The 24,864-nt window shown below is 44.9% G+C and carries 18 protein-coding genes; 4 read left to right on the top strand and 14 right to left on the bottom strand.

The genetic code is table 11. The annotated features are described in order from the left end of the window. The first annotated feature begins 88 nt into the window (after positions 1–88). Entirely contained in the window at positions 89–3,748 is a 3,660-nt protein-coding gene (gene purL / locus DXN04_RS28375; protein ID WP_116856792.1) for a phosphoribosylformylglycinamidine synthase, read from the top strand. 588 nt (positions 3,749–4,336) lie between these two features. On the opposite strand, the gene DXN04_RS28365 is transcribed toward purL, so the two are convergent. Next, the gene (locus tag DXN04_RS28365; protein WP_199415155.1) at positions 4,337–5,215 is read right to left on the bottom strand and encodes an SDR family NAD(P)-dependent oxidoreductase; all 879 of its coding nucleotides are present in this window, start codon (positions 5,213–5,215) and stop codon (positions 4,337–4,339) included. Positions 5,216–5,351: 136 nt separating this feature from the next. On the opposite strand from DXN04_RS28365, the gene DXN04_RS28360 reads away from it, so the two are divergent. Continuing rightward, positions 5,352–5,726: a helix-turn-helix domain-containing protein gene (locus DXN04_RS28360; protein ID WP_116856790.1), complete on the top strand. Its 375-nt coding sequence runs from the start codon at positions 5,352–5,354 to the stop codon at positions 5,724–5,726. A gap of 18 nt (positions 5,727–5,744) precedes the next feature. Here the strand turns inward: DXN04_RS28360 and DXN04_RS28355 are convergent, their stop codons facing one another. The 3 genes from DXN04_RS28355 to DXN04_RS28345 are packed head-to-tail and all read right to left on the bottom strand — an operon-like array spanning position 5,745 to position 7,717. Next, positions 5,745–6,509: a DUF4846 domain-containing protein gene (locus DXN04_RS28355; protein WP_116856789.1), complete on the bottom strand. Its 765-nt coding sequence runs from the start codon at positions 6,507–6,509 to the stop codon at positions 5,745–5,747. Positions 6,510–6,548: 39 nt separating this feature from the next. Further along, positions 6,549–7,145: a class I SAM-dependent methyltransferase gene (locus DXN04_RS28350; protein ID WP_116856788.1), complete on the bottom strand. Its 597-nt coding sequence runs from the start codon at positions 7,143–7,145 to the stop codon at positions 6,549–6,551. A gap of 35 nt (positions 7,146–7,180) precedes the next feature. Further along, entirely contained in the window at positions 7,181–7,717 is a 537-nt protein-coding gene (locus DXN04_RS28345; protein WP_116856787.1) for a ribonuclease H family protein, read from the bottom strand. A gap of 169 nt (positions 7,718–7,886) precedes the next feature. Between DXN04_RS28345 and DXN04_RS28340 the strand changes: the two genes are divergently transcribed. Further along, positions 7,887–8,246 (top strand): hypothetical protein, encoded by a 360-nt coding sequence (locus DXN04_RS28340; protein ID WP_147320087.1) that lies wholly within the window; start codon positions 7,887–7,889, stop codon positions 8,244–8,246. A gap of 75 nt (positions 8,247–8,321) precedes the next feature. On the opposite strand, the gene DXN04_RS28335 is transcribed toward DXN04_RS28340, so the two are convergent. Next, positions 8,322–9,755 carry a serine hydrolase gene (locus tag DXN04_RS28335; protein WP_116856785.1) on the bottom strand — a complete coding sequence of 478 codons (1,434 nt, stop codon included), beginning with the start codon at positions 9,753–9,755 and terminating at the stop codon, positions 8,322–8,324. Positions 9,756–10,059: 304 nt separating this feature from the next. On the opposite strand from DXN04_RS28335, the gene DXN04_RS28330 reads away from it, so the two are divergent. Continuing rightward, the gene (locus DXN04_RS28330) at positions 10,060–11,613 is read left to right on the top strand and encodes a family 43 glycosylhydrolase (protein WP_116856784.1); all 1,554 of its coding nucleotides are present in this window, start codon (positions 10,060–10,062) and stop codon (positions 11,611–11,613) included. A 333-nt stretch (positions 11,614–11,946) separates the two neighbouring features. On the opposite strand, the gene DXN04_RS28325 is transcribed toward DXN04_RS28330, so the two are convergent. The 9 genes from DXN04_RS28325 to DXN04_RS28285 all read right to left on the bottom strand — a co-directional run bounded on the left by DXN04_RS28325 (position 11,947) and on the right by DXN04_RS28285 (position 24,782). Continuing rightward, positions 11,947–12,969 carry a glycoside hydrolase family protein gene (locus DXN04_RS28325; protein ID WP_116856783.1) on the bottom strand — a complete coding sequence of 341 codons (1,023 nt, stop codon included), beginning with the start codon at positions 12,967–12,969 and terminating at the stop codon, positions 11,947–11,949. A 155-nt stretch (positions 12,970–13,124) separates the two neighbouring features. Continuing rightward, positions 13,125–13,655 carry a DUF1349 domain-containing protein gene (locus DXN04_RS28320; RefSeq protein WP_116856850.1) on the bottom strand — a complete coding sequence of 177 codons (531 nt, stop codon included), beginning with the start codon at positions 13,653–13,655 and terminating at the stop codon, positions 13,125–13,127. Positions 13,656–13,659: 4 nt separating this feature from the next. After that, positions 13,660–14,808, bottom strand: coding sequence for an MFS transporter (locus DXN04_RS28315; protein WP_116856782.1), 1,149 nt, complete (start codon positions 14,806–14,808; stop codon positions 13,660–13,662). Positions 14,809–14,976: 168 nt separating this feature from the next. Then, the gene (locus DXN04_RS28310; protein ID WP_116856781.1) at positions 14,977–15,660 is read right to left on the bottom strand and encodes an HAD family hydrolase; all 684 of its coding nucleotides are present in this window, start codon (positions 15,658–15,660) and stop codon (positions 14,977–14,979) included. 11 nt (positions 15,661–15,671) lie between these two features. Continuing rightward, positions 15,672–16,697: an alcohol dehydrogenase catalytic domain-containing protein gene (locus DXN04_RS28305; protein ID WP_116856780.1), complete on the bottom strand. Its 1,026-nt coding sequence runs from the start codon at positions 16,695–16,697 to the stop codon at positions 15,672–15,674. A gap of 12 nt (positions 16,698–16,709) precedes the next feature. Next, the gene (locus DXN04_RS28300; protein WP_116856779.1) at positions 16,710–17,948 is read right to left on the bottom strand and encodes an aspartate aminotransferase family protein; all 1,239 of its coding nucleotides are present in this window, start codon (positions 17,946–17,948) and stop codon (positions 16,710–16,712) included. A gap of 416 nt (positions 17,949–18,364) precedes the next feature. Further along, positions 18,365–20,074 (bottom strand): IlvD/Edd family dehydratase, encoded by a 1,710-nt coding sequence (locus tag DXN04_RS28295; RefSeq protein WP_116856778.1) that lies wholly within the window; start codon positions 20,072–20,074, stop codon positions 18,365–18,367. 11 nt (positions 20,075–20,085) lie between these two features. Then, a complete protein-coding gene (locus DXN04_RS28290) occupies positions 20,086–21,609 on the bottom strand; it encodes a SusD/RagB family nutrient-binding outer membrane lipoprotein (RefSeq protein ID WP_116856777.1) in 1,524 nt (507 codons plus the stop codon). Positions 21,610–21,611: 2 nt separating this feature from the next. After that, on the bottom strand, positions 21,612–24,782 hold the full coding sequence (locus DXN04_RS28285; protein ID WP_116856776.1) for a SusC/RagA family TonB-linked outer membrane protein: 3,171 nt from the start codon (positions 24,780–24,782) through the stop codon (positions 21,612–21,614). Positions 24,783–24,864: the final 82 nt, after the last annotated feature.

The following is a 24,864-nucleotide window of genomic DNA, read 5'->3' as shown; positions in this document are numbered from 1 at the left end:
TTAAAAACAGATGGTTGTTTGACTGCTTTTTGAAAATGAAAGGGTATTTGCCATATTTTAATATAATTTTGCGGAGAATTGACCAGGTATGATCCATTTTTTTTCAAACAGTTTTAATACGGTTTTTGCCGTTCAGAAAGCGCAGGAGCTGACAGACGAGGATATTTCAAAGCTTTGTTGGTTGTTCGGAAATGCACAATTAGACAAGGAAAAAGTACTGAAAGATTATTATGTGGGGCCTCGCGCGGCGATGGTGACACCCTGGAGTACAAATGCGGTGGAGATCACCCAGAATATGGATATTCACGGGATCGCACGTATCGAAACTTACAGCAAGGTAAATCCTGACTTTACGGATTTCGACCCGATGCTGTCTCAAAAATATGCTGAACTGAACCAGGATATTTTTACGATCAGCATTGTACCGGAACCAATTATCGAGATTGATGACATTGCCGCCTACAACAAAAAGGAAGGCTTATCACTGAGTGAGGAAGAGGTTGAGTATTTAAATAACCTGGCCCTGAAAATGGGGCGTAAGCTGACGGACTCAGAGGTATTTGGCTTTTCGCAGGTAAATTCTGAGCACTGCCGCCATAAAATATTTAACGGAAAATTTGTGATAGACGGGGAGGAGCAACCATTGTCCCTGTTTAAACTGATCCGCAAAACATCCGAAACCAATCCAAACAGTATTGTATCTGCTTATAAGGACAATGTGGCTTTTGTAAAAGGCCCTATGGTGCGGCAATTTGCACCAAAACGTCCGGATGTGCCTGATTTCTATGAAGTTAAAGAGTTTGAGTCCGTTATTTCTCTGAAGGCTGAAACCCATAACTTCCCGACTACGGTAGAACCTTTTAACGGGGCGGCTACCGGTGCCGGTGGGGAGATCAGGGACAGGCTGGCTGGTGGTCAGGGTTCTATTCCCCTGGCAGGAACGGCGGTGTATATGACGGCGCTTTCCCGTCTTACGGCTGACAGGGATTGGGAAAAACATGTAGCAGAACGTAAATGGCTGTACCAGGCACCTGTTGATATCCTGATCAAGGCATCGAATGGTGCTTCTGATTTTGGTAATAAGTTTGGGCAGCCCCTGATCACGGGTTCCCTGCTCACTTTTGAGCATGAAGAGAATGCGGTGACCCTGGGTTATGATAAAGTGATTATGCAGGCAGGTGGTATTGGCTATGCCAAGGCTAGCCAGGCTGCTAAACTGAAACCATCTGTGGATGACAAGGTGGTGATCCTGGGTGGTGACAATTACCGTATTGGTATGGGCGGAGCTGCTGTTTCATCTGCAGATACCGGTGCATTTGATTCTGCCATTGAGTTGAACGCTGTACAGCGTTCTAACCCGGAAATGCAGAAGCGTGTAGCGAATGTAGTGCGTGGCCTGGTAGAAAGTGATCATAATACTATTATATCTATACATGACCATGGTGCGGGTGGACACCTGAATTGTCTGTCAGAACTGGTAGAAGAAACCGGCGGTCTGATCGACCTGGATAAACTGCCTGTAGGCGATCCGACGCTCTCAGCCAAGGAAATAATTGGCAACGAATCCCAGGAGCGTATGGGGATCGTGATTGGCCAGGAAAGCATTGAGACCATGCAGCGGATTGCAGAGCGTGAGCGGTCTCCGATGTATGTAGTAGGACAGGTAACCGGCGACCACCGGTTTACGTTTAAGTCCGCCACTACAGGGCTGAAGCCTATGGACCTGAACATGGCCGACATGTTTGGCAGTTCTCCGAAAGTATACATGCGGGATAAAACCATCAGGCGAAGTTACCAGCCCGTTACATATGATGTAAAACAATTGCAGCAATACCTGGAAAAGGTACTGCAACTGGAAGCCGTGGCCAGTAAAGACTGGTTGGTGAATAAAGTGGACCGCTGTGTAAGTGGCCGTGTCGCGAAACAGCAATGTGCGGGTCCGCTGCAATTGCCGTTGAACAACTGTGGGGTAATGGCTTTGGATTTCCAGGGGCAGCATGGTATTGCGACTTCCATCGGGCATGCGCCGCTGTCAGCCTTGATCGATCCTGCGGCAGGAAGCCGGAATGCGATAGCAGAAGCCTTGTCCAACATCGTTTGGGCACCGCTGCAGGAGGGTATCAGGAGTGTATCGCTGTCGGCTAACTGGATGTGGGCATGTAAGAATGAAGGGGAGGATGCAAGATTGTACGAAGCGGTAAAGGCTTGTTCAGACTTTGCGATTGCATTAGGCATCAATATTCCTACCGGGAAGGATTCATTGTCCATGAAGCAGAAATATTCTGATAAGGAAGTGATTGCTCCGGGTACTGTGATCATATCTGCCACAGGACATTGTGATGATATTAAAGCTGTAGTAGAACCTGTATTGCGTAAGAATGGTGGTAGTATCTATTACATCAATCTTTCAGGTGATACTTATAAATTAGGTGGATCTTCATTTGCGCAGATCGTTAACAAGATTGGTGACCAGACACCTGATATGCTGAATGCGGCAGGCTTTAAGCAGGCATTTGATACCCTGCAGCAGCTGATCAAAGCCGGAAGTATCCAGGCTGGTCACGACATTGGCAGTGGTGGTTTGATAGTGACGCTGCTGGAGCTTTGCTTTGCAGATCGTGACCTGGGTGCTGAGATAGATCTGAGTGGATTGGGTACGCAGGATATCATAGAGATTTTATTTGCTGAGAACAATGGGATTGTTTTCCAGGCAGATGCTTCGGTAGAAGGGGTGCTGGAAAAAGCGGGTATTGCTTATCATAAGATCGGGCAGGTGACAGGTACAGCTGCATTGACGGTGAAGCATGCTGGTGCTGACTGGAAATTTGACATCGATCACCTGCGGGATGTTTGGACGAAGACTTCTTACCTGTTGGATCAAAAGCAGAGTGGTGCAGTAAAAGCAAAAGAGCGTTTTGATAATTATAAGCATCAGCCGCTGAAATTTACGTTCCCGGCCGGTTTTACAGGAAAGAGACCAGTCATTGACGGTACAAAGCCCCGTATTAAGGCGGCAGTATTGCGGGAAAAGGGGAGTAACTCTGAGAGAGAGTTGGCGAATGCAATGTACATGGCGGGCTTTGATGTGAAGGATGTGCATATGACTGACCTGATTTCAGGTCGTGAAACGCTGGAAGATATTCAGTTCTTAGGAGCAGTAGGTGGCTTCTCTAATTCTGACGTATTGGGTTCAGCCAAGGGGTGGGCAGGAGCTTTCCTCTATAACCCGAAAGCGAAGGAAGCGATTGAGAAATTCTTTAACCGTAAGGATACCCTTTCAGTGGGGATCTGTAATGGTTGCCAGTTGTTTGTAGAACTGGGTTTAATCAACCTGGATCATGGTGAAAAGCCACGTATGTTGCATAATGACAGCCATAAACATGAGAGCATCTTTACATCGGTGACTATACAGGAGAATAAATCAGTGTTGTTGTCAGGTCTTGCGGGTAGTACATTAGGTGTGTGGGTATCGCATGGAGAGGGCAAATTTGACTTCCCGTATGAAGAGGATAAGTACAATATCGTTGGTAAGTATGGTTATGAGGGTTACCCGGCTAATCCGAATGGATCCGGTTTTAATGCGGCTATGCTGTGTGATGTGACGGGCAGGCATTTGGTGATGATGCCGCATATAGAGCGGTCGATATTCCAGTGGAACTGGGCACATTATGCGGAGGGTAGGAAGGATGAGGTGACCCCGTGGTTACAGGCTTTTGTGAATGCGAGAGAGTGGTTGGAGAAGATTTAAAATCTTTGTTTATAATAGGAAAGCCGGGGATCTTATCCCCGGCTTTTTTTATGTGCTTTCAGAAAAAATACATGATTAGCAAGTAAATCACGGCAAAGGTATAAATGACTGTCCTGGCAATTTGTCTATACCCAATATAGGCCCCGAAATATTCCGCCAGCGGATCTATGCATAAGCTATACACAAAGAATCCCCTTATCATAATGGGGAACAGAAAATCGCTGATGCTGCCGTTGTTAGTAAAGTAAGTGTATGCCGTTCCTAAGTGAATGCTTAGGGAGAACAATTGTTCAGCATAGATGTAGATCCAGCCCCAGAGCTTCTTTGGTTTAGAAAGTTTGTAGAAGGCCATGGGGATGTAGAGGAGAGAAAAGAACTTCAGGAAAAGGTAGAGATTAAGATGACAGTTTTTACACTGAACATAATCTACTACTATCAGGAGAGTTCCGGCAATGGACCATGCATAAAAAATAACAAGGAGGACCAGGAGAAATCGTACCCAAATGATGGGATTTTCCTTTTTAGAGAATAGATAAGCGGCTTCAATATTGAGGTATTAAGCCTTAAAAATAATATTATTATTTAATATTATGTTCGTAAGCGGTTTACAAACAGGTCATCCCCGATAACCCGGTCTTTCATTTGTAATAAATCATTTACATCCCAGGTACTGTCCAAATAGCGGCCTGTAGCCCAGTCGGCCTGGCCAGAACAAAGCCAGACTATAAAACCGGCGGATAACTCAGGTTCGTCAACGAGGTGAGGGTGAATTTCCTGGGGCATATGCTTAGCAAGATCGGTAGGCACGCCGCCTGGGTGAATTGCAAAACATTTGATACCTTCTTCCCCGTGATCGACCTGGATGAATTCGCAGAGACGGTTGATAGCGTGCTTGGAGGTTTGGTAGTCGGATGCCCCTGGTGTTACTAATTGTGCACCAATTGAAGATAAGAGAACCAGGTGTCCGCTATTTGCGTCTTTTTGAGCGGATTGAATCAAATGGGGAATGACATACCTTACGACGTGGTAGGCTCCTTTCATATTCACTTCCCAGGTGTACCACCAGCTGGAGATATCAGATTCGCCGATTTTAGTCCATTTATCCAGGTAACCAGCGTTCACATCCGCAACATCGATACTACCGAAGGTTGTGACGCAATGGTCAATAGCTGCTTTTACCTGAGTGGCATCTGTTACATCGCAAAGTGAGTAAGCACATTGGGTGTCAGGATTGGCTTTTAAGATCTGGGCTTTGGTGTCGAGAAGACCTTCTTCTGATCTTGCTGTAAGATAGATGGCGGCGGCACCGGCCTGGGCAAAGGCAATGGCGGTAGCCTGGCCTATTCCGCGGGAGGCTCCGGATATAAAGATTGTTTTGCCGGCAGCGGTTCCTTTCAAGGTCGTGTTGACATCAATTTCTTTGTATACCTGATGATGGATTTTCAGATCCGGAAATTGTGTGTTCATACTTTTAGTTTTGAAGTGTTGGTTACAATTATTTCCTGTTGCAAAGCTATGGCTGGTGCTTTCAAAGTTGTGGTCATCTGTTAAGTTTTTTGTGGATGGAGGTCTTTGGGGGAAATAGAATCTTACCTTTACAAGAATGAATATTCCTGAAAAATATGAGAGCCGGCAGGCAGAGATCACTGGTTTATTCCTGGAGATATTGAATAGGTATATGGATGACTTTATAGCCGGGCGTATGGAAGAGATGGTAAGTTTAAAGCAGATTGCTGCTGAGTTGTTTCTGCATCCTATTCATGTCACTAATGTGATTAAATTACATACGGGTTATCATCCCTGTCATTATTATGAGATTCGCATTCTGGAGGAGGCGAGGAAGCTTTTGGCTGACCCTGAACTGACGATTACAGAGGTTGCGCATAAGTTGACTTACGATAAGTCTCAATTTACTAAGTTCTTCAGGAAATACCAGGGTATGACACCTTCAGCATATCGAAGTACGCTGGCTAAGTAGTATCGTTTATAATATTTATTATTCAGGGAACCGTTTTAACTCGCTGAAGTCAAAGTGCCATTCTGGTGTCTCCAGGGGGCCTATCGCTTTCACTTTATACCAGGGAGTGCTCCCTGTTTCCGGATTCTTTAATACATGTATATCCTGGGCAGGCATATAGCTTTGTGCCAGCAGGAAGATCTTTTCTCCTTTGTCATTTACGGCAATATCGGTCACAATTACTGCATGGCCTGGAGAACCCCCGTGAATAAAGATATCGCCGGGCTTTAAGGTTCGTGGATCGTTGACGGGTATTAGTTCCTCGCTGAGGGACAAGGTGCCTGCATAGGAAAACAGGTTTTCGAGGTAGGAATTAAATACATTCCGGTTATCTCCTGGGGGAGCAATCAATTGTTTTTGCAGATGGTTTCCTTTCGCGACGAAGCGATAACCTTTTGTATAGCTTAGGTAGTCCATCAGTGTGCCATCGGTAGCATGAAATTTTATCCGGTTGAGTTGATGAGTGCTGTAATAGTATTCTGCATACAGTCGGATGACGGCATCTGCACATTGCTGCAGATCTTTATTGCCCCTGGAGATGTTCAGCACGGCATACTGTGCCTGTTGATTCTGTTTGGGTTGGTTGTTGAATAAATAGACGGTTTTATCTGTTTTGAGGGGTAGTTGCCGGAGCCAGGTACCAAAGTTGCCGGTGGGTGGGCGTTTATACCCTGTAGGCAGGGGAATATCCCCTATCTGAGTGGGAGGGAAAAAAGAGTAAAGGATAAGTAGCAGCGTTTCCATTTTTGAGAGATGCAAACGCCGGGAAATTCCATAAAGCGCTTAGACTTTTTGCAGGCACCAGGTGGTCATGCATCGCAGGTTCTGGACGTTGGTGGTTTTTATTGGTTCGTGAAGGTGAGCGTGGAGGTCTTCAGTATATTGAAGCAGTAATTGTTGATTCACCAGAAATCGTTGGCTGCCATCGGGCAGGAGGTAGCGGCCGTTCCCCAGGTGCTGCACCAGTGATTCTATACCGATATCAGAAGCTAGTCTGGCGAATAGGTATCCTCCTGGTTTTAGTACCCGCCACATAGAGCGGAGCATACTATCAAAATGGGCCGGATCGTGGGCAAAATGTAATACGGCGCTGCTGATGACCAGGTCGAAAAAATGATCATCGAAAGGCAGGTTTTCGGCGCTGGCAACAGAAAAGTTTTCAGGGGTAGAGGGGCTTAGTGTTTGCACTGCTGATATGGCATTGGGGTTGGGGTCGATGCCGTATACTTCATAGCCGTTTCTAAAGAAGTAAGTAAGGTTACGTCCGCCACCGCAGCCTGCATCGAGTACTTTTTTACAGTTGTCATATGTGCCTTTCAGTAATTGGTCGAAAAGGTAAATGTCTATGTTCCCGAAAAGTTGCTGAAGTTCCGATTGCATGGCCCAAAGGTAAGGATAGGTTTTGGGAATTTAATTTAAAGGCTGCTCCTGCGCAGTTCTTCTCTCATAATTTTTCTTACGAGTTTATCGGCGCTGATATTGTGGTTGATATCGGTACCGGGTTTTTGATGCGCTTTTACTTTGGTAAAGATTAATTGAACCTGATTGGTGAGGAGGTAGAGTTGTTGTACGAGGTCTGCATGAGGGATGGGGCTGCCTTTTTTGGTGAGGAAGTTTGCATGGCTGAGTTTAGATTGACGGGCTATCAGGCCTGTTACGTATTGACTATCAGTATAAATGTGCAGGGATTGGATGTCTTTAAAGTTGTTCAGCGCATATGTAATACCTTCAATCACTGCGGACAGTTCCATTCGGTGATGGGTGGTGGCTGGCACTTTGCCGGATAGGGTTATTTTTTCCGTGTCGGTTAGCAGGATGGCGACCCATGCGCCTTGCCCGGTTTGGGGGGAACAGCTTCCGTCGGTGTAGATATCTGCCTGGGAGATCATTCGTGTAAAGGTAGGGGATATAAAATTGGTTTTGGGACATGATGCAAACACCTTGTGTTTCATTTTATTGGAATGAAATTACTGAGCTGATTATCCATTAAAACCTGGGATTTGGCATGGGGGTTTGTAAAACTACAAAGGAGTTGGTATTTTTACAAGTATCGGGAGTTAGATGGCTGGCTAAAAAAACTACCAGGCTCATTTAATGCCTTTTTAACTAAATCTTATGAAGATGCACAAACTATTATGTGGATTCCTATTGCTTTTCTGTCTGCAAGTCAAAGCACAATCCAAAGATTCATTGAGTGTAAAGTTGGCCGCAGCCAAAAGTGAAGTATTGGCGAATGTCGTTTTTAACGAGAACTCCAATAAGGCTTTTGATGCGTTGACCCAGAAAGCGACAGAGGCGTATCAGCGCGATGGATCAAGGCAGAACCTGGCTAAGATCATTGACCATTACCGGACATTGTTAACAGAAATCAAGGGTGCACAAACACCTAAGGCGAACAATACGGAAGAGTTTGAAGTGAGCTATGAATCAGTAAAAAAAGCTAAGTTAAAATTGTGCCCTATATATCCTTTTTGTGATTAGGGAAAATATTGAATTGTTTTGTAGGGCCAAGGGTTTGGTCCTGCAAAACAAGTTTTAGGTGATTATTGTGGATTATTATTTAATCTTTTTTGCTTCCTGTTGTTCCCCATTTTGATAAAGGATCAAGGCGTTTACTTTCCCCGTGTTATCTTTTGTAAACTCCAGGTTCGCCGGGAATTCTCTGGTGAAAAACCTGGTCTGCGTTTCGGGGATTATTTCAAAACTTCCCTGCCTGGTAGCTTGCGCAAATAGTACTTTCCCTTCTTTGTAAATTGTAATAGTAAAGTCATTGGACAGGGCATATTCCCCGGTATAGGTTTGTAGTACTGAGTCTGGTATCGTTACTGATTCTTTGATGCTGGAATGATACAATCCTTTAAATCCATAGACTTTTGCGACACTATTAATTACCTCAGGCAATATGCTGCCATTGTCGGAGTTGATCATCACCACTACGCCATTCCCATCTTTCAGGCTGCCGTAATATTGGCAGCGAAATCCATCATTTCCACCCCCGTGTCCAAAGTATCCGCTCTCAGTGTCAATAAAGACTCCCAAAGCCGCGCTTTTGTCGAGGTAAGGTGTTAGTCTGAGTTTGGTTGTCGCCTGGTTGAGCACTTTGGCAGATCTGCCTTCAGCAGCCAGCTGTGTTTCGATGATATATTTAGCAAGGTCAGTTGGGTTTGTCCATAATCCCGCAGCAGCTTGTTCGGGATAGATATGATAATTTCCCTCGATTGGTTTTCCATCTCCACGATAGGCGGTAGCGAGGAGGGTAGGTTGAATTTCTACAGGTGGTTGGGAAAAGGTACTGGCAGTCATTCCCAGAGGTTGTAATACTTCTTCTTTCATATAATCAGCATAGGGTCTATGTGTTATATCCATTACAATCAATTGGGATATTATGGTACCACCGCCGGAATATTCTGATTTTATGCCAGGTTCGAACATGGAGCGTACGGGGTCAGAATTTGCGGGTTGCTCACCATTCAGGATTTGTATAACAGTTGGTAAAGGAGCTCCCTGCAGGTAGCCTCTAAAGCCATGTACAGTTAATCCTGCGGTATGGCTTAACAGGTTGGCTACAGTGATTTTTTTTCCTTTAGCCAGGCTGTCGTAGGGGAAATGCCAGCTGGTGAGATAAGTATTAATATCTGTATACAAGTCCAGTTTATTATGCTGTACCAGTTTAAGAATGCCTACCCCGTTTAAGGATTTGCTAATAGAGGCTGCCTGGAAGAGGGTATTAGTAGTAACTGGTATTTTCAGGCTATCATTTGCCCAGCCATAGCCTTTTGCCCAGGCTATTTTGTAATGCTGGATAACGGCAATGCTGAGGCCTGGTATTTTATAATGGGTCATTCGTTCAGTTATTGTCCAGGGAGTTTCGCCGGACAGCTGTATGGTACCAACCAGGTTCTTTTCCACCTGGAGTATTTTCTCCTTGTCGGTTTGGGCGTAGGTATTGAGGTGGATTAACAGGAGGAATGGTATAATGGATGGTTTCATAATTTGGAATTTAGGATGTTGAATGGATATGCTAAGATATTGGAAAGGCTGGAACTTTGAGGGGGAATTTTATTTGGGGGAATCCGAGTGTTGTTCGGTCGCTGTAATTTGTCAATTTTAATCTTCCGATGGGGGTTTGTTTTTGGTTTGGCTGGATGGTGCTGACCTTGTTGTGTTATTGGAATTGTAGTAGGGGAGGGGGAAAAATGGGTTGGGATAAATCGACAAAAAGTTGAACAGATTATGTACTATCCATTCGTTTATTTTGAATGGAACATATCAATTCACTTAACCTCAATTCTCTATGAAAATCGAATTATTAACCAGGACTGTTGTTGTCATGGCCTTGCTGACGACCAGTTGTAATAAAAAGCAATCAGAAGGCATTACCCAATTGAGTCTCCCCAAAACGATCAGCGTAGCACCTCCATTGGGAACACTGGAGGATAGTGCTATCTATCGCATCAGGGGTTTCTCTTCTTTACCATACGGCCCGGTAGTAGAGGTGACCGGAAACTCCACGGCTGAAGGTGCAAAAATCCAGCAATGGGGATGGTTTCCCAATAATGGGCAGAAATGGAAACTTATAAAAATCGATGCCACTTATTATAAGCTGGTCAATGTGACCAGTAATAAGTGTCTTCAATCGCCATCGGCCATTTCCGGAGAGGTATTACAGCAAGGAACTGATGATGGTTCTGATGCGCAACGTTGGGCAATTGCCTATTCCGGCAGTAACAATGTTTTTTCCCTGACCAACAAGCAAACAGGGATGAAAATGGTCGTAGATCCTGAAGATAGTATACCAGGCAGAAAAATCAGACAGAAAAGTAGTGTAACAGGTACACAGGATCTTTTTGAATTCCGTAATCTCAATTTTCAAAATCCTTTAATTGCAGCCAGCCGTCCTGATCCCTTCATCGCGCAAAGAGATGGCTATTATTATTTCCTGTACACTAAGGGCAATAAGATAGGCATTACAAAAACCCGCTCTGTATCATTACTGGCGGCTATGCCTGAGACCATCGTCTGGACACCTCCTTCAGGTACAGCGTATTCATCCAATATATGGGCACCTGAATTACATTTCCTGTCAGGCAAGTGGTATATTTATTTCGCTGCAGATGATGCAGGAGGTGATGATAATCATCGCATGTTTGTGTTGGAGAATCCCAATGCTGACCCTACGACAGGAACTTGGACATTCAAGGGAAAGATATTTGATTCAACTGATCAATGGGCTATAGATGGTTCGGTGCTGACTATTGGCTCGAAAAATTACTTTATATGGTCGGGCTGGGAGAGTGTGGCTACCAAATATAAACAATATATTTACCTGGCTCCCATGTCTAACCCCTGGACGATCAGCGGTCCGAGAGTCGCAATATCATCGCCTACCAATACCTGGGAAAAATACGAGCCCAGTTCAATAGGGGCGGGGGTTAATGAAGGTCCTATCATGTTGCAGAAAGATGCCGGTAGCCCGGTATTCATTATATTTTCAGCAAGCCGGTATACGAGTGATAATTATTGCCTGGGGCAGATACAGTTAACAAGTGGAGCTGATCCTACAGTTGCGGCCAACTGGATAAATAAGAAGCAGGTGTTTGTCAGAAATGATGCTAACAATGTTTATGGCCCAGGACACAACGGTTTTTTTACCAGTAGTTATACCGACGCAAACAATGTGTTGCATACCGAAAACTGGTTTGTGTATCATGCGCGTAGTGTAGCCGCGACTACAAATGGAGGCAGGCCGGCAAGAATACAAAAACTGACCTGGAATTCGGATGGATCGCCAAACTTTGGTGTGGCGGGAGCGACAGGGGTTAATATTCCTATTCCGATAGGGGATTGATAAAGTAGTCAGAAGTTATTCATGTGAATCGTACTTCGGGAAGATGAATAGGGGAGGATGCTTTTGATGCCTCTTTTGTGGACAGGTTATGAGCAATTAAAACAAGGTATACGGAATGCGCAGGCCCTTAAGTTGTGCACAAAAAAACGGCTGGATATTATATCCGGCCGTTTTTTTATGCTTATTACTGGTAAATTTTCTATTCTGATTGTCTGGGAATTATCAGGGAGGATATTCTGGTGGAGGCAATAAAACTAAGTGAGTACTTAGCTGCGCCCACTTTGTCGATCCGGGAATGACCATTCGCCAATAACAGGAGCAGCTCCCTGGCAATTAATTAGTTGATATAAGATAAGGCGCATCAGTGGTTGATCCATTTGCAGTTCCTCTTTCCTTTAGAACGCCATCTCTGTCGTCCGCATAATAAATATTGTCATTATTATGGGTATTACTTCTATATGCCACTACAAACCTGTTATTAACATTATCAAATGTTATAGAGGGCCTCACTGTTGAACCTGCGATTGCTCCTGATGTTGACAAAAGATAGGTAGGCAGCGACCAGTTAATCAGATCATCGGAATAGGAAACATTAATTTGACCTGTTCTATCAGTCCTGACAAGGCATGCTTTACCATTCGGATTAACTGCCACAGAATAATGAACTGAGCTATAATTTAAACTTGAAGCCTGGGTCCAGGTTATTCCGTCTGTAGATGAAATGATATTTATAGAAGCCAGGTTACTTGTTGCATATGCAATATATATCTTATTGCCGTAAGAATATATGCATGGTTCACTGTAGGTTGTAAAAGGTAAAATAGCCTCTGTCCATGTACTTCCATTGGAACTGTATGAATAATAAATATTGCTATAACCTGGTGCTGAATTGAAGGTGGCACTTACATATGCGAGGAACATTTTACCATTAAACGTACATGCTGAGGGCGAGCTGGCTGTACCTGCATTATTTCCGAGGGCTGCATCGGCTGACCAGGAATCCCCCCTGTTTACACTGTAGGAATAGTATAAATTATTGTTGGTTCTTCCTCTGTGAAATACGTAAATATTCCCATTAAAAAAGGCTGCTGCAGGCCCACTTTGCAATGTTGCTCCATTAGAAATTAGGGTCGAGATCCAGTTAGTACCATCAGTGCTGTTTCCACTGTAAATATTATTGTTAGTTGATCCTTTATAGTAATACCTAAGAATGTCAGATGTTAAAACTGAAAGGGATCCATTAGTGCTGGCGGTTGTACTATTACTGTTTAATTTTTCAATCTCCTTCTTTTGGCAGGATGTTAAAGCAAAGATTGAGGACAACATTAAAATTGACGAGATAAAATTTTTCTTCATGAAGATGAGTTAATGGTTAAATGGATTTAATTAGGTTCTTAAATTACAGCATTTGGATTATGTTCTCAAAATAAACGTGTACACTACCCAGGTTTTTGAGTAGAGGGATTAATACAAAAAAATACAGCGTGAGTGTGGTTACGGGACAAGCCCTTTTAAATTACCCGAAAGTCTTCAAACAACACTGAAAATGACTCCTTGCCAGGTGCCGCGGCCACAAGTCCCACCCGGACTATTCCTCCCGGTGGAAAATAAGCCAGCCGCAACATCTCATATCTCTCTCCTTCAAATGAATAACTGATCTCCACATAATCTCCCTTCCGCAACAACTTTAGCCAAATCGCCTCCGGACTATCATTCCTGGGTACCACAGACCAGTCAGATACTTCCCGGGTCACTACAGCGCTTACATTTTGTACACCATCGACATACTCTATGCCGGTCTTGATCCAATTTTTATCATCAAGCCGCACCATCAGGCCCGCCTGATGAAAAAGCTCCCGATATTGCCCTTTCACTTTCACACTGGCTACAAAATCACCTTCCTGCTCCACGTAATAAAACGGCCCGTTATCACGTATAAAACCATAATGCGTAACACGCCAGAAGTCTGTATCAGCATCTACTGTCATCGTCAGCTGCTGATTGTCACCGGCCCATTGGGCAGGTTCATTCATCCATTTCATATTCTTATTGTTTTGTATCAATACCACGTGTCAGCCAGACAGTGCATCCGGCAAATACAGCGATTAAACCCAATGACCATCGTAAATCCAATGCTTCTGCTATAAAACCAATCATCGGGGGACCAATCAGGAATCCAAGGAACCCTACAGTGGACACCGCAGCTATTGCCATGCCCGGCGGCAATGTGTCTGACTTACCTGCCAATGCCAATACCAGGGGCACAATAGACGAGACACCAATTCCTACCAACAGGAAACCCAGCGTAGCCGTCACGATATGCGGGAAAAAAATAGCGATCATCAACCCTGTACTACTGATTATACCGGCATATGTGAGCACATGCTTCACACCCAATTTTGTCACTACGCTATCTGCCACAAACCGCCCTCCGGCCATTGTACTCATAAAAGCGATATACCCTACCGTTGTCAATGCCTCAGGTACCTTCACCACTTTCTGGAAATATACCCCGCTCCAGTCAAACATAGTTCCCTCTGTAACCAGGCTGGCGAACGCAATCAATCCCAGTTGCATGATCTTCCTGTCTGGCATGGCAAACAGTGGTCCATCATCCGTAGGCGCATCGGCCGGCAACAGGTATGAACTGGCACAGCATACCAGCACCCAGCATAGCAACGCTACTATCAGAAAGTGCTGCCATATAGGCCAGTTGAAATTTACCGCCAGGGTACCAATACCCACACCCGTAAATCCCGCCAGGCTCCAGAGCCCATGAAAAGAAGCCATGATCGAGCGCCCATATAAATTCTCAATGCCTACAGCCTGCGTATTCATGGATATTTCAAACAGGTTGTTCATAAACCCAAAGCAGAATAATACGATGACCAACTGCCAGATGTGTGTGGTAAATCCAATAAATGTGAGCATAAAAGGAAACAGCAGGCCGGCGGCTATTAATACCCTTCTGCTGCCCGTCTTTGTCACCAGCCATCCTGACACAGGCAGACTCACCATCAGCCCGATGGGCAATGCAAAGAGGACACTTCCCAGCCCGGCGTTTCCCAGCCCAAATTGTGATTTGATGTCATGAATACGGCAGGCCCAACTTGAATAGGTTAGGCCTGCTATAAAAAAGAAAATGGATGTCGCTATACGGTAAGAACGTTTCTGGTCAATCGTAACTGAAAGCATAAATTAACATTTATTAATCTGTTCAAGACGTACGGCAGGTCATTATCAGCATGAGGTTGTACCAAAAGTATTCTGAAGGCATTGAGAATTACATAAACAAAAATTCTCTCCATGAGGTACCCGAATTAAATCCCGGCAATTTTACTTTTGATACAACCTCGCTTCTTTTTACTTCATCTTCTCAGCATATAATCCTATATGCTGATAGAGCTGATCGTAATCGTCAATCCTGATAATATCCTCCAGGTGAGCGAGTTTCCTGTTGGCAATGCCAATGAACCCAATACCCATCTGTTGCGTAGTGAGATAATCCCACACACCATCTCCCACATAAACGATGCCGGGAGGTGCGGTATCCAGTCCATTTTTTTCATTCATTTTCCGGATGGTAGCATGGATAATATCCTGCCTGGCCAGCGCATCCTGTGCAAAAGAAGCTTTACAGGCACTTACATCAATCCCTGCACATTGCAGTTTAAAATGTGCTGATTGCCGCCATCCACCTGTAGCAAGTCCTATACTATAATGCTCCTGCCGGCATAAGGTGCTGATCACAGCTCCCGCCTTTGCTATTTCACGAATGGTACCAGGATCTTCCTGGTAGGCTTGCAGCAATAATCCACAGAAGTGGGTGATAAAATGATCCCGCTCTGCTTCCGTAAATGTGCGACCTAGTCTTTCACGGCACAGCTGGTCGATAATGCCACTGTCTGTGGTATTCTGATAATATCCGTAATTCGTTTCGAAATCTTTAAAACCAAAGCAATCTTCTATGGCACGGGTATAACAATGGTCGTCAATAGCAGTGGTGTCGGTCAATGTACCGTCTATATCAAAAATGATGTACTTCATACTGGTTAAATTTAAGAGATCCTGATAACTGATTTCAGACTACTGATATTATTGCTTCGCTGACGGGTAGTGAGATCGCAACCCAGGTCCTTTACAGCGGCATCGAAGTGATGCAGATCATACTCATTGGTGATGATCTTCTGCAACTCCAGCTGGCCGCTGTTAATAAGATCCACCGCATGCCGGAAAGTGTCCTGTGAATCAATGGAGCCAATGATAGAAATACTCCGATCCGCTATCTCTCGTGGATTGATGGTTTGCAGATTATTGCGCAATCCCATCAGTGAGATCTTTCCTCCGTCAGCAATAGCCTGGATGGATTTTTCCAGCAGGCTGGCCGTGGTATCAATGATCAGGTCATACTGGTTCTTCTGGGGTACGAACGATGGAGACATGGTCCAGCGATCAGTCAACACGTCATTCTTTTCGATCAATTGCATGCGTTGACCCGATGCTTCATAAATCACGCCTTCGCGTATACCATATTGCTTCAGTGCCAGGTAGAACAACAGGCCAATAGGCCCACCACCTAATATAGCTGTGCGCATGAATGGTGTGACCTGCAATTTTTTAACAGCTGTGAGTACACAACTCAATGGCTCAGACATGGCCCCCTGTTCATAAGGGATGGCATCTGCCAATGGATAAATAAATCGTTGCGTGGTTTTGAAATACCGGGTGAATGTGCCATCAATAGACACACCTGCTTCTGTAGAAGATTTCAGCAGGCAATGATTGCGCAGTCCTTTCCGGCAGTTATCGCAATAACCGCAATAATATGTGGGGTCTATGATGACCCTGTCACCGATCTGGCAATTGTCTACAGCTGCGCCTTTATCTACTATCACACCCGCAGATTCATGCCCGATAATCACCTGTGGACGTGCCATGTATTCACCGGAAATAATACTGAGGTCTGTACCGCAGATGCCTGTGGCACGGACTTCTACGATTACTTCATCGGGAAGTATAATAGATGGTTCTTCCTTTTCCTGGATAGAGATCTCCCAGGGATTGTTATAAACAATGGCTTGCATGATTTGCAATTTTTAAAGTTCATGAAATATCTTATCCAGCCGTGCACAGATCTCTTCGATGTCATCGACTGTTGCTGTCAGGGAAGGTCTTACCTTCACGACATTCCCAAATCCGTAACGGGATCCACGCAGTATGAGGTGATGATTTTCAAGGCCATTGTCAATAATCTTGTTCGTAAGATTTACATCTGGCGCACCATCTTTATCAACGATTTCTAATCCCCACATGTAGCCGATACCACGTACATCGCCGATGACATCGCTATATTTTTCCTTGAGCCTGTTGAGCAGGCGGCCAAGGACTACGCCATTTTCACGCACGTTTTCCAGGAAACCTTCCCGGGATACAATCTCCATGGTCTTTTGTGATGCAGTTAGTGAGAGCAGGTTCCCACCGGATGTGTAGGAGTGTTCAAATTTCTCCAGCACGGCCAGTTGGGATGTGTAAAGTATAGCAGCAGCAGGAATACCAATACCACCAAGGCCTTTGGCCAGTGTGATGATGTCAGGTTTAATGTCGTAGTATTCACTTGCAAACATGTGTCCTGTTCTGCCAATGCCAGTTTGTACCTCATCAGCGATCAGTACAATATCCAGCTCATCACAGATTTTGCGGACCCGTTCGAAGTAACCTTCAGGAGGTACGATGTTGCCACCATTGCCGAGGATAGGCTCTATGATGATACATGATACACCACCGGAAGCGGCATACTCAGCATAGTCGTGAATGGCTTCTGCACAAAGGAAACCACAGGCAGGCGCACCTTTTGCCGAAAAAGGACAACGATAGCAGTAAGGTGCAGGTACAATACCATTCTGTGTTACAACGGTATGCGGAAAAGATTTGCGCCGGAAGGCATTGCCTGAGATAGCGGTCGCAAAAAGTGTCTGTCCGTGGTGGGACAGGGAGAGGCTGATGACCTCATTTTTGCCATTATACTTATTGGCAATTTTAACAGCTCCTTCGTTGGCTGTGGAACCGATAATGTCGCGCATCCAGCCTGTTGTGATATGGGCAGGTGCATGGGCAAGAATGCTATCCAGTACTTGCTGGGCAAGGTCGCCGGTGAAGGAAGACGATACATGGATAAGGTCTTCCAGTTGGGTTTTGAGGGCATCAACCAGTTCGGGGTAGCTGTAGCCTAAGGCCAGGTTAAAGGTGCCGGACACAGCATCGATGTATTCATCCTGATCAGGGGTGTACAGGCGAATGCCTTTCCCTTTGTTGAATTGGACTTGAGTAGTGGTCATGGAATTTGTTTTTTGGGTATGTGCATTGAAGTGCCGGACGAGGGTGATGTTTCGTCAGGGTGTTTTGTGTCATGATACGTTTTTCGATTTTTCTATTTTGAGGGTCTTACGGGTTTTTTAAAGGATAAACAATAAGAGATCTTGTCTTAAAGATGGAATAGTAAAAACGGGTTACATAATGGGTGTAAAGTAAAATGTAATCCGGGTAAAATTCTTTTTTTTATTTTCGAAAAAACAGGTACTATATATTATAATTAGGGTGTCATAAAAATACTTTCTTACATTCTTCTCTTAATAGTTTTATTCGTGTTGTGAAGCATACAGCGCAGTAATTTTATAGCCGCTGCGGAAGAACAGCAGGCAAATCATTCCTTACCAGTTAATCAATTTAAATATTGATACAAGATCACAAAAAATTAATGCAGATCTCTGATCACTTTAGATCCTGAACCATTTCGTAATATATCCAGGTCTGCACCGAGGTGTGCCTGTTGTACGTGATCAATATATAATTTTACATACCCACGGGTGGCCATAGGAAGTGGGGGCTGCCAGCTTGCTTTGCGTGCAGCCAGCACTTCTTCACTAATATCAAGATGCAGCTTTCTTGCAGCCACATCCAGCTCGATCATATCGTCATTTTTTACCAATGCCAATGTACCTCCTATTGATGATTCAGGCGATACATGTAAAATCACGGTACCACCTGCCGTACCACTCATGCGACCATCAGAAATACGTACCATATCTTTAATACCTTTTTTCAATAGTTTCATTGGCAGATCCATGTTTCCTACTTCAGGCATACCGGGGTAACCTACCGGGCCTACTCCTTTCAGGACCATCACGCAATGTTCATCAATATCCAGATCCGGATCATCAATCCTGGTAAGATAATCTTCTATACTTTCAAATACGATTGCACGGCCGCGATGCTTTAATAAATGGGCAGAAGCTGCAGCAGGTTTAATAACAGCTCCGAGTTCGCATAAATTGCCTTTTAGTACTACTATACCGGCTTCCTGCTGAAGGGGTTCCTGCAGCGTTGCGATTACATCTGTATTGTAGCAGGGGGAAACAAGGCAATTGGCACTGAGACTTTTTCCATTGACAGTTAAAACATCCGTTTGCAGATAAGGTTCCATTTCACGGATCACAACAGGTAGTCCGCCTGCATAATAAAAATCTTCCATCAAAAATTTACCGGATGGTTTCAGGTTAACTAACAAGGGAATGTTACTGCCTATGGTGTCGAAATCTTCCAATGAAAGCGGAACGCCGATACGACCGGCGATGGCCAGTAAATGAATGATGAAATTGGTAGAGCCGCCGATAGCGGAATTGATTACAATAGCATTTTCAAAAGCATGTCGGGTAAGTATGCGGGAGAGTTTGAGGTCTTCCTTTACCATCTCTACAATCCGGCGACCACTCAACTGAGCCAGTAATTTCTTGCGTGCATCAACAGCTGGAATGGCAGCAGCACCGGGTAATGTCAATCCGAGTGCTTCTGACATACAAGCCATCGTACTTGCAGTACCCATCGTCATGCAATGTCCCTGGCTACGTGCTACTCCCGTCTCTACTTCCCTGATGTCCTGTGCAGTGTATTCTTCCACACCTTGTTTTTCCTTTATAACCCAGTTAAACGTACCACTGCCAATACATTCCCCACGAAAACGACCATTGAGCATGGCTCCGCCGGGTACTACTATCGTCGGGAGGTCTACACTGCAGGCACCCATAATGGTACTTGGAGTGGTTTTATCGCAACCTGTGAGCAACACAACTCCATCAACAGGATTTGCACGGATGGTTTCTTCTACATCCATACTGGTTAGGTTGCGAAACAACATGCTTGTTGGGCGCATGACCGTTTCTCCGAGAGATGTAACAGGAAATTCAAATGGAATGCCTCCGGCTTCCAGTATTCCACGCTTTACAACTTCTGCTATTTCGCGTAGGTGTGCATTGCAGGGAGTCAACTCGCTCCAGGTATTACAGATGCCGATGACAGGTCTGTTTATGAAATAATCATCGGGATAGCCCTGGGTGCGGAACCATGACCGGTGTACAAATCCCATTTTATCCTGTTTTCCGAACCAGTCTGCGCTTCTTAAATTCATGCCGCTTATTTTTATTGTTTATCCCACCAGATCCTTGTACTCAATTTATCAGGTCCCTGCCTGGAAATGGCCTCGTTCACATTTTCGCTATTTACGCTCAATTCGGAGGTAGGATAGGTGAGTCGCCTGATAAAAGTGCCATTGGGCACATCCGGATTATTAGGTTGCCCATATGGGTTAGGCGTGAGCGCAGGGAATCCACTTCTCCTGAAATTGGCAAAGGCTTCCGGGCCATTCAGAAAGGAGGCTATCCAGTATTGGGTGTTGATCTGTTCCAGTTCATTGCCGGCTGTAAGCGGATTGGCGGCTATGTAAGTATCACGGTCTGCTGTACTAACAGCAGCATTCATGTCATAGACTGCCATTTGGTCCATATGGGCGCTTATACCATCAGCAAAATATTGAGCCGCGCTACCGGTATTGATCCAGCCCCGGAAACGGGCTTCTGACAGTAAGAGGTTGGTTTGTGCGGCAGTCACCAAAAACACAGGAGAAGAAATTTTGAGCATTCTGCGCCGGTCTACCTGGCTATAATCGTAAAAGCTGGCGAGACCATCAGCAGCTGCTGCTGCAACAATGGTACCGTTGTCTTTGCCAATAGGCATCCCAATTTGTTTAGAGGGATCCGTAGTGCCTACTGCTACGGTTTGCCCGGCACCGCTGGTAGCCCCAACATATCGGATAGCTATGGCCGTTAGTCGCGGGTCCGCAGTGTTCTTCAACTGATCAACAAATGGTTTGGCAAGGTAAAAGTTGGCCGCCTCACCTCCATTCAGTGTATTGCCAATAGGTTGGGTGTAATTGGCATCATGCCGTATATATGCATTGTCGGCATTAGCAGTAATTACCCCGCCTGCTACGGCTGCCTGCACAATACTTTGTGCCTGGGCAGGATCTACTTTACTCAATCGCATGCCGGCTCTCAGCAACAGGGAATTGGCAAATTTTTTCCATTTAGCCACATTGCCGGCATACAGCAGATCGCCGGATTCAATAACAGCCGTTGTATTAAGTGCTGCGGCTGCTTCTGTGAGCTCCTGAATGAGTAATGGGTAAATATCCTGCTGCTGGTCATATTTTGGAAACAGGGCACCTTTCACTAAGCCTGCACCGCCTTCCGAATAAGGGATGTCTCCATATTCATCTGTCAGGATCATAAATATGTAAGCCTGGTAAATGCGTGCCATGTTATACATATTGCTCCTGTTGGGCAGATCTTTAGACCGGGTAATGGCATCATAGGTATTTTTGATCACGCTTTGATAGTAAGCTGTCCACAGTGGTTGTGTGGTGATGTCACGACTGTCCTGGTTAAAATTAGCACCTGCCACCACACCACCATTAGGTGATATCATTTGCTGTACAATTCCAATATCGAAGACCAGGGATTTCACCGGGAAAGAGGTATTGATAATGGCCTGGTTCAATAATAGGGCAGGGTCGAGTGAGGTGGGATTTGTTCCATTGATATTCAGATCACTTAATCCCTTTTCACAGGAAGCGAAGAGTAATATTGCAAAGATGAGTTTTTTCATAACTAGAGTTTAATATTCAGGTTCAATCCAAAGCTACGGGTGGTCGGTAATCCGGGAGATTCAAGTCCTATCTGGTTGTCAGAGCCAAAGCCAAATGTTTCCGGATCAATATTATCCACCCACTTCTTTAATAGCAATACATTGTTGGCTACAAGGTCAAGCTTTACCCCTTTAACAGGCCATCTGGCCGGAATATGTTTGGTAAGATCATAACCCAGGGATACCTGCCGCAATTTCCAGTAACCACCGTTGTATACTACAGGAGCGATGATCTGTTGTGAACGGAGGTGTTCCCAATAGGTTTGCACAGGTGCCACTGCATTATTGGGGTTACCACTTGCATCGACACCTACACCTTTTACACCGCCCTCACGTCCTTCCAGCGTCATTTTGTGCAGTCCATGCCGCACTGCATTGAAGTTGGTGCCCGACAGCATTTTATTACCAAGTTTGTAGTCGATGAAAACGCTTAGTCTAAATCCTTTGTAATTGACAGTATTGAGGAAGCCACCTACCCATTTTGGTAGCGCGCTACCAAATAACATAAAGTCGGAGCTCCGCTGTGGCAAACCATTTGATTGAAAAATTTGCTGGCCTTTTTCATTATACGCATATCCATAGCCGGCAATCTGCCCGATTTCCTGGCCTACCACATGCCTGGTTTCCCCGTTAAATACATGTGTACCGGTGGTGATGCGTTCGCCTGGTTTATTGGTAATAATGCTGAGAACTTTTGTGATATTGTAAGAGGTATTGGCGGTAAATTCCCAGCTCCAGTCAGGGCTTTTAACCGGCACCAGGTTCAGCATAGCTTCAAACCCATGGTTACGGCTTTTACCACTGTTGATGGGTCTGTTCAGATAACCGGATGCATCGGAGATTTGCACCAGTACAATCTGATCGCTGGTAATCTTTCGGTATACTGCCAGATCAATATTTACGCGGTTGTTGAAGAGCCGCATTTCCAACCCGGCTTCCAGTTCGGCTATACGGCTAGGTTTCAGGTTAACATTAGGCAAGGTTGTGCCGGTCACATTATTACTGATAGCACTGGTGCCAACCGGTACAGGTTGTCCATTAGGGTTGTTAATGAAATTAGCATTAGGAATATAAAACAATTGGTTGGAATACGGGGCTACATCTCCATCGCTGCCTACTTCAGCATAACCTAAGCGGAGTTTACCAAAATTCAACCATTTAACATGGGTCAGGTGTTCAGAAAAAATATAACTACCGGAAACAGATGGATACATAATACTTCTGTTCTCCGGTGAAAGCGTAGAAAACCAGTCGTTGCGCAGGGTACCGGTCAGGTAGTAAGTCTGATTAAAGTTCAATTCAGCAGAACTATACAGGGAGTTCACACCCTGTTCTATCAATGTGTACACGGGGTCTTTGGATCGTCCGTTTTGAACGGTATATATTCCCCTGGTAATAAAATCGGTTACCACTACATTGTTCACATCAGTGCGTTTGCGCATGCGGTTACCACCGGCATTCAGGTTCACTTCTACGTTACCGAATTTTTTATTTGCATTTACCAGGTAGTCAAGGTTGGTTTCCCGGAAGCGGCGGGACTCCTGTGTATATAAGCCATTTACAAAACCCGGTGGTGCGGCCGCCCTGGAAGCCTGACCGGTAGGGAAGTTGTTTACGTCTTCATCCCTGGACCAGTAGTCCTGTCCAAACCGGCCCTGCACACTCAGCCAGGGGAGTAAGAAGTATTTCAGGGTGACATTCCCGAAAATACGATCCCGTTTTATATTATGGAATTGTTCTGCCAGTACCCAATATGGATTGGTGCGGTTCGTGAACCTTGACCAATTGTATTCATCACCTGCTGCATTGTATTTGTTTTCATCCAGCAGATGTAATGGCATGGAGGTTGACATCGCCATCAGCGTAGTGGGAATAGAATTATCCTGGTTGGCAATATTGGGAGGGTTTTTATTGATTTCCCGTGAATAATTTACGTTGCCTGATATTAGAAATTGTTCAGACAGATTGTAACTAAAGCCAAGGTTCATGGATTTGCGGTTAAAGGTATTGTTGGGCATTATTCCCTGGTTGCTGGTATTGTTTAATGACATCCGGAAACCACCTTTATCACTGCTGCTTTCAAAGGCAATCGTATTGGCAATATTTTGTCCATGGCGATAAAATTCTTTTATCCGGCTGCCCTGTGGTGTATAGGGAACGGTTAAATTATTGAACAGGATTTGCGTCATACCTGGCTCAAATTTTTCACCAAAGGACCATTGGCCTGAAGTAGGGTTGGGCGCTGCAGGACGAACACCGTTTTCTCCCTGACCGTATTCCTGCTGGTAATCGGTGTAGTCAAGTGGTGTATCGTTGGTATAATTCAGGTTATAAGTAACACCGATCCCTTTGGTTTTCCCTTTCGTTTTTGTCGTGATCATGATCACCCCGTCTTTGGCACGTGACCCATAGAGGGCAGAGGCCGGGGCCCCTTTTAAGATGGTCATGTTTTCAATGTCGTCAGGATTAATGCTTGACAACCCATCTCCACCATCAGCAAACACACCACCACCTTTTACACTAATGGTATTGTCGTTAAAATTAGTGTTGTCAACCGGAACACCGTTTATAACGATCAGTGGATTATTCTGTCCTGAAATTGAAGATTGGCCGCGGATGCGGATCTTTGAAGTACCGCCAGGGCCTGTGCCCAGTGAGGAGATATTTACGCCGGCCACTTTACCCTGCAATGCATTCATGACGTTGCTGCTGCGGTTTACACTTATTTCTTCGGGTTTAACGCTGGTGGCGGCATATCCGAGACTACGGGACTGTTTTTTAATACCGAGGGCGGTTACGATCACCTCACCCAGGTTCTGGTTATCCATAACCATGGATACATCTATCACTGTGCGGGCTGCAATTTTTACCTCTGTTGTTTTAAATCCAAGGAAACTGAACACGAGCGTAGCATTCGAGGGAGCATGGATGTTGTATCGGCCGGTGTTATCAGTAGTGGTTCCATGGGGGCTGCCTTTTACTATCACTGAAACCCCCGGCAATTTTGTTCCCTTATCATCCGATACAATGCCTGTAATATTTTGTGCATACGTAACAGCGTAGATTAAATTGAAAATGATAAATAGCGAGCATCTCGCAAAGCGGGATGCACTACAGTAGAAATATTTTTTCATAACGCAACTTGGAGTGGTGAGGAATTCTTAGGGCTACAAATTATCTGGTATTACATTTAAAAACTTCCAAAATAAAACGGAG

The sequence above is a fragment of the Chitinophaga silvisoli genome, from assembly GCF_003412465.1.
Taxonomy (GTDB): Bacteria; Bacteroidota; Bacteroidia; order Chitinophagales; family Chitinophagaceae; genus Chitinophaga; species Chitinophaga silvisoli.
Note: the sequence above shows the minus strand (reverse complement) of the source record. Positions and strands in the feature narration are given on the sequence as shown.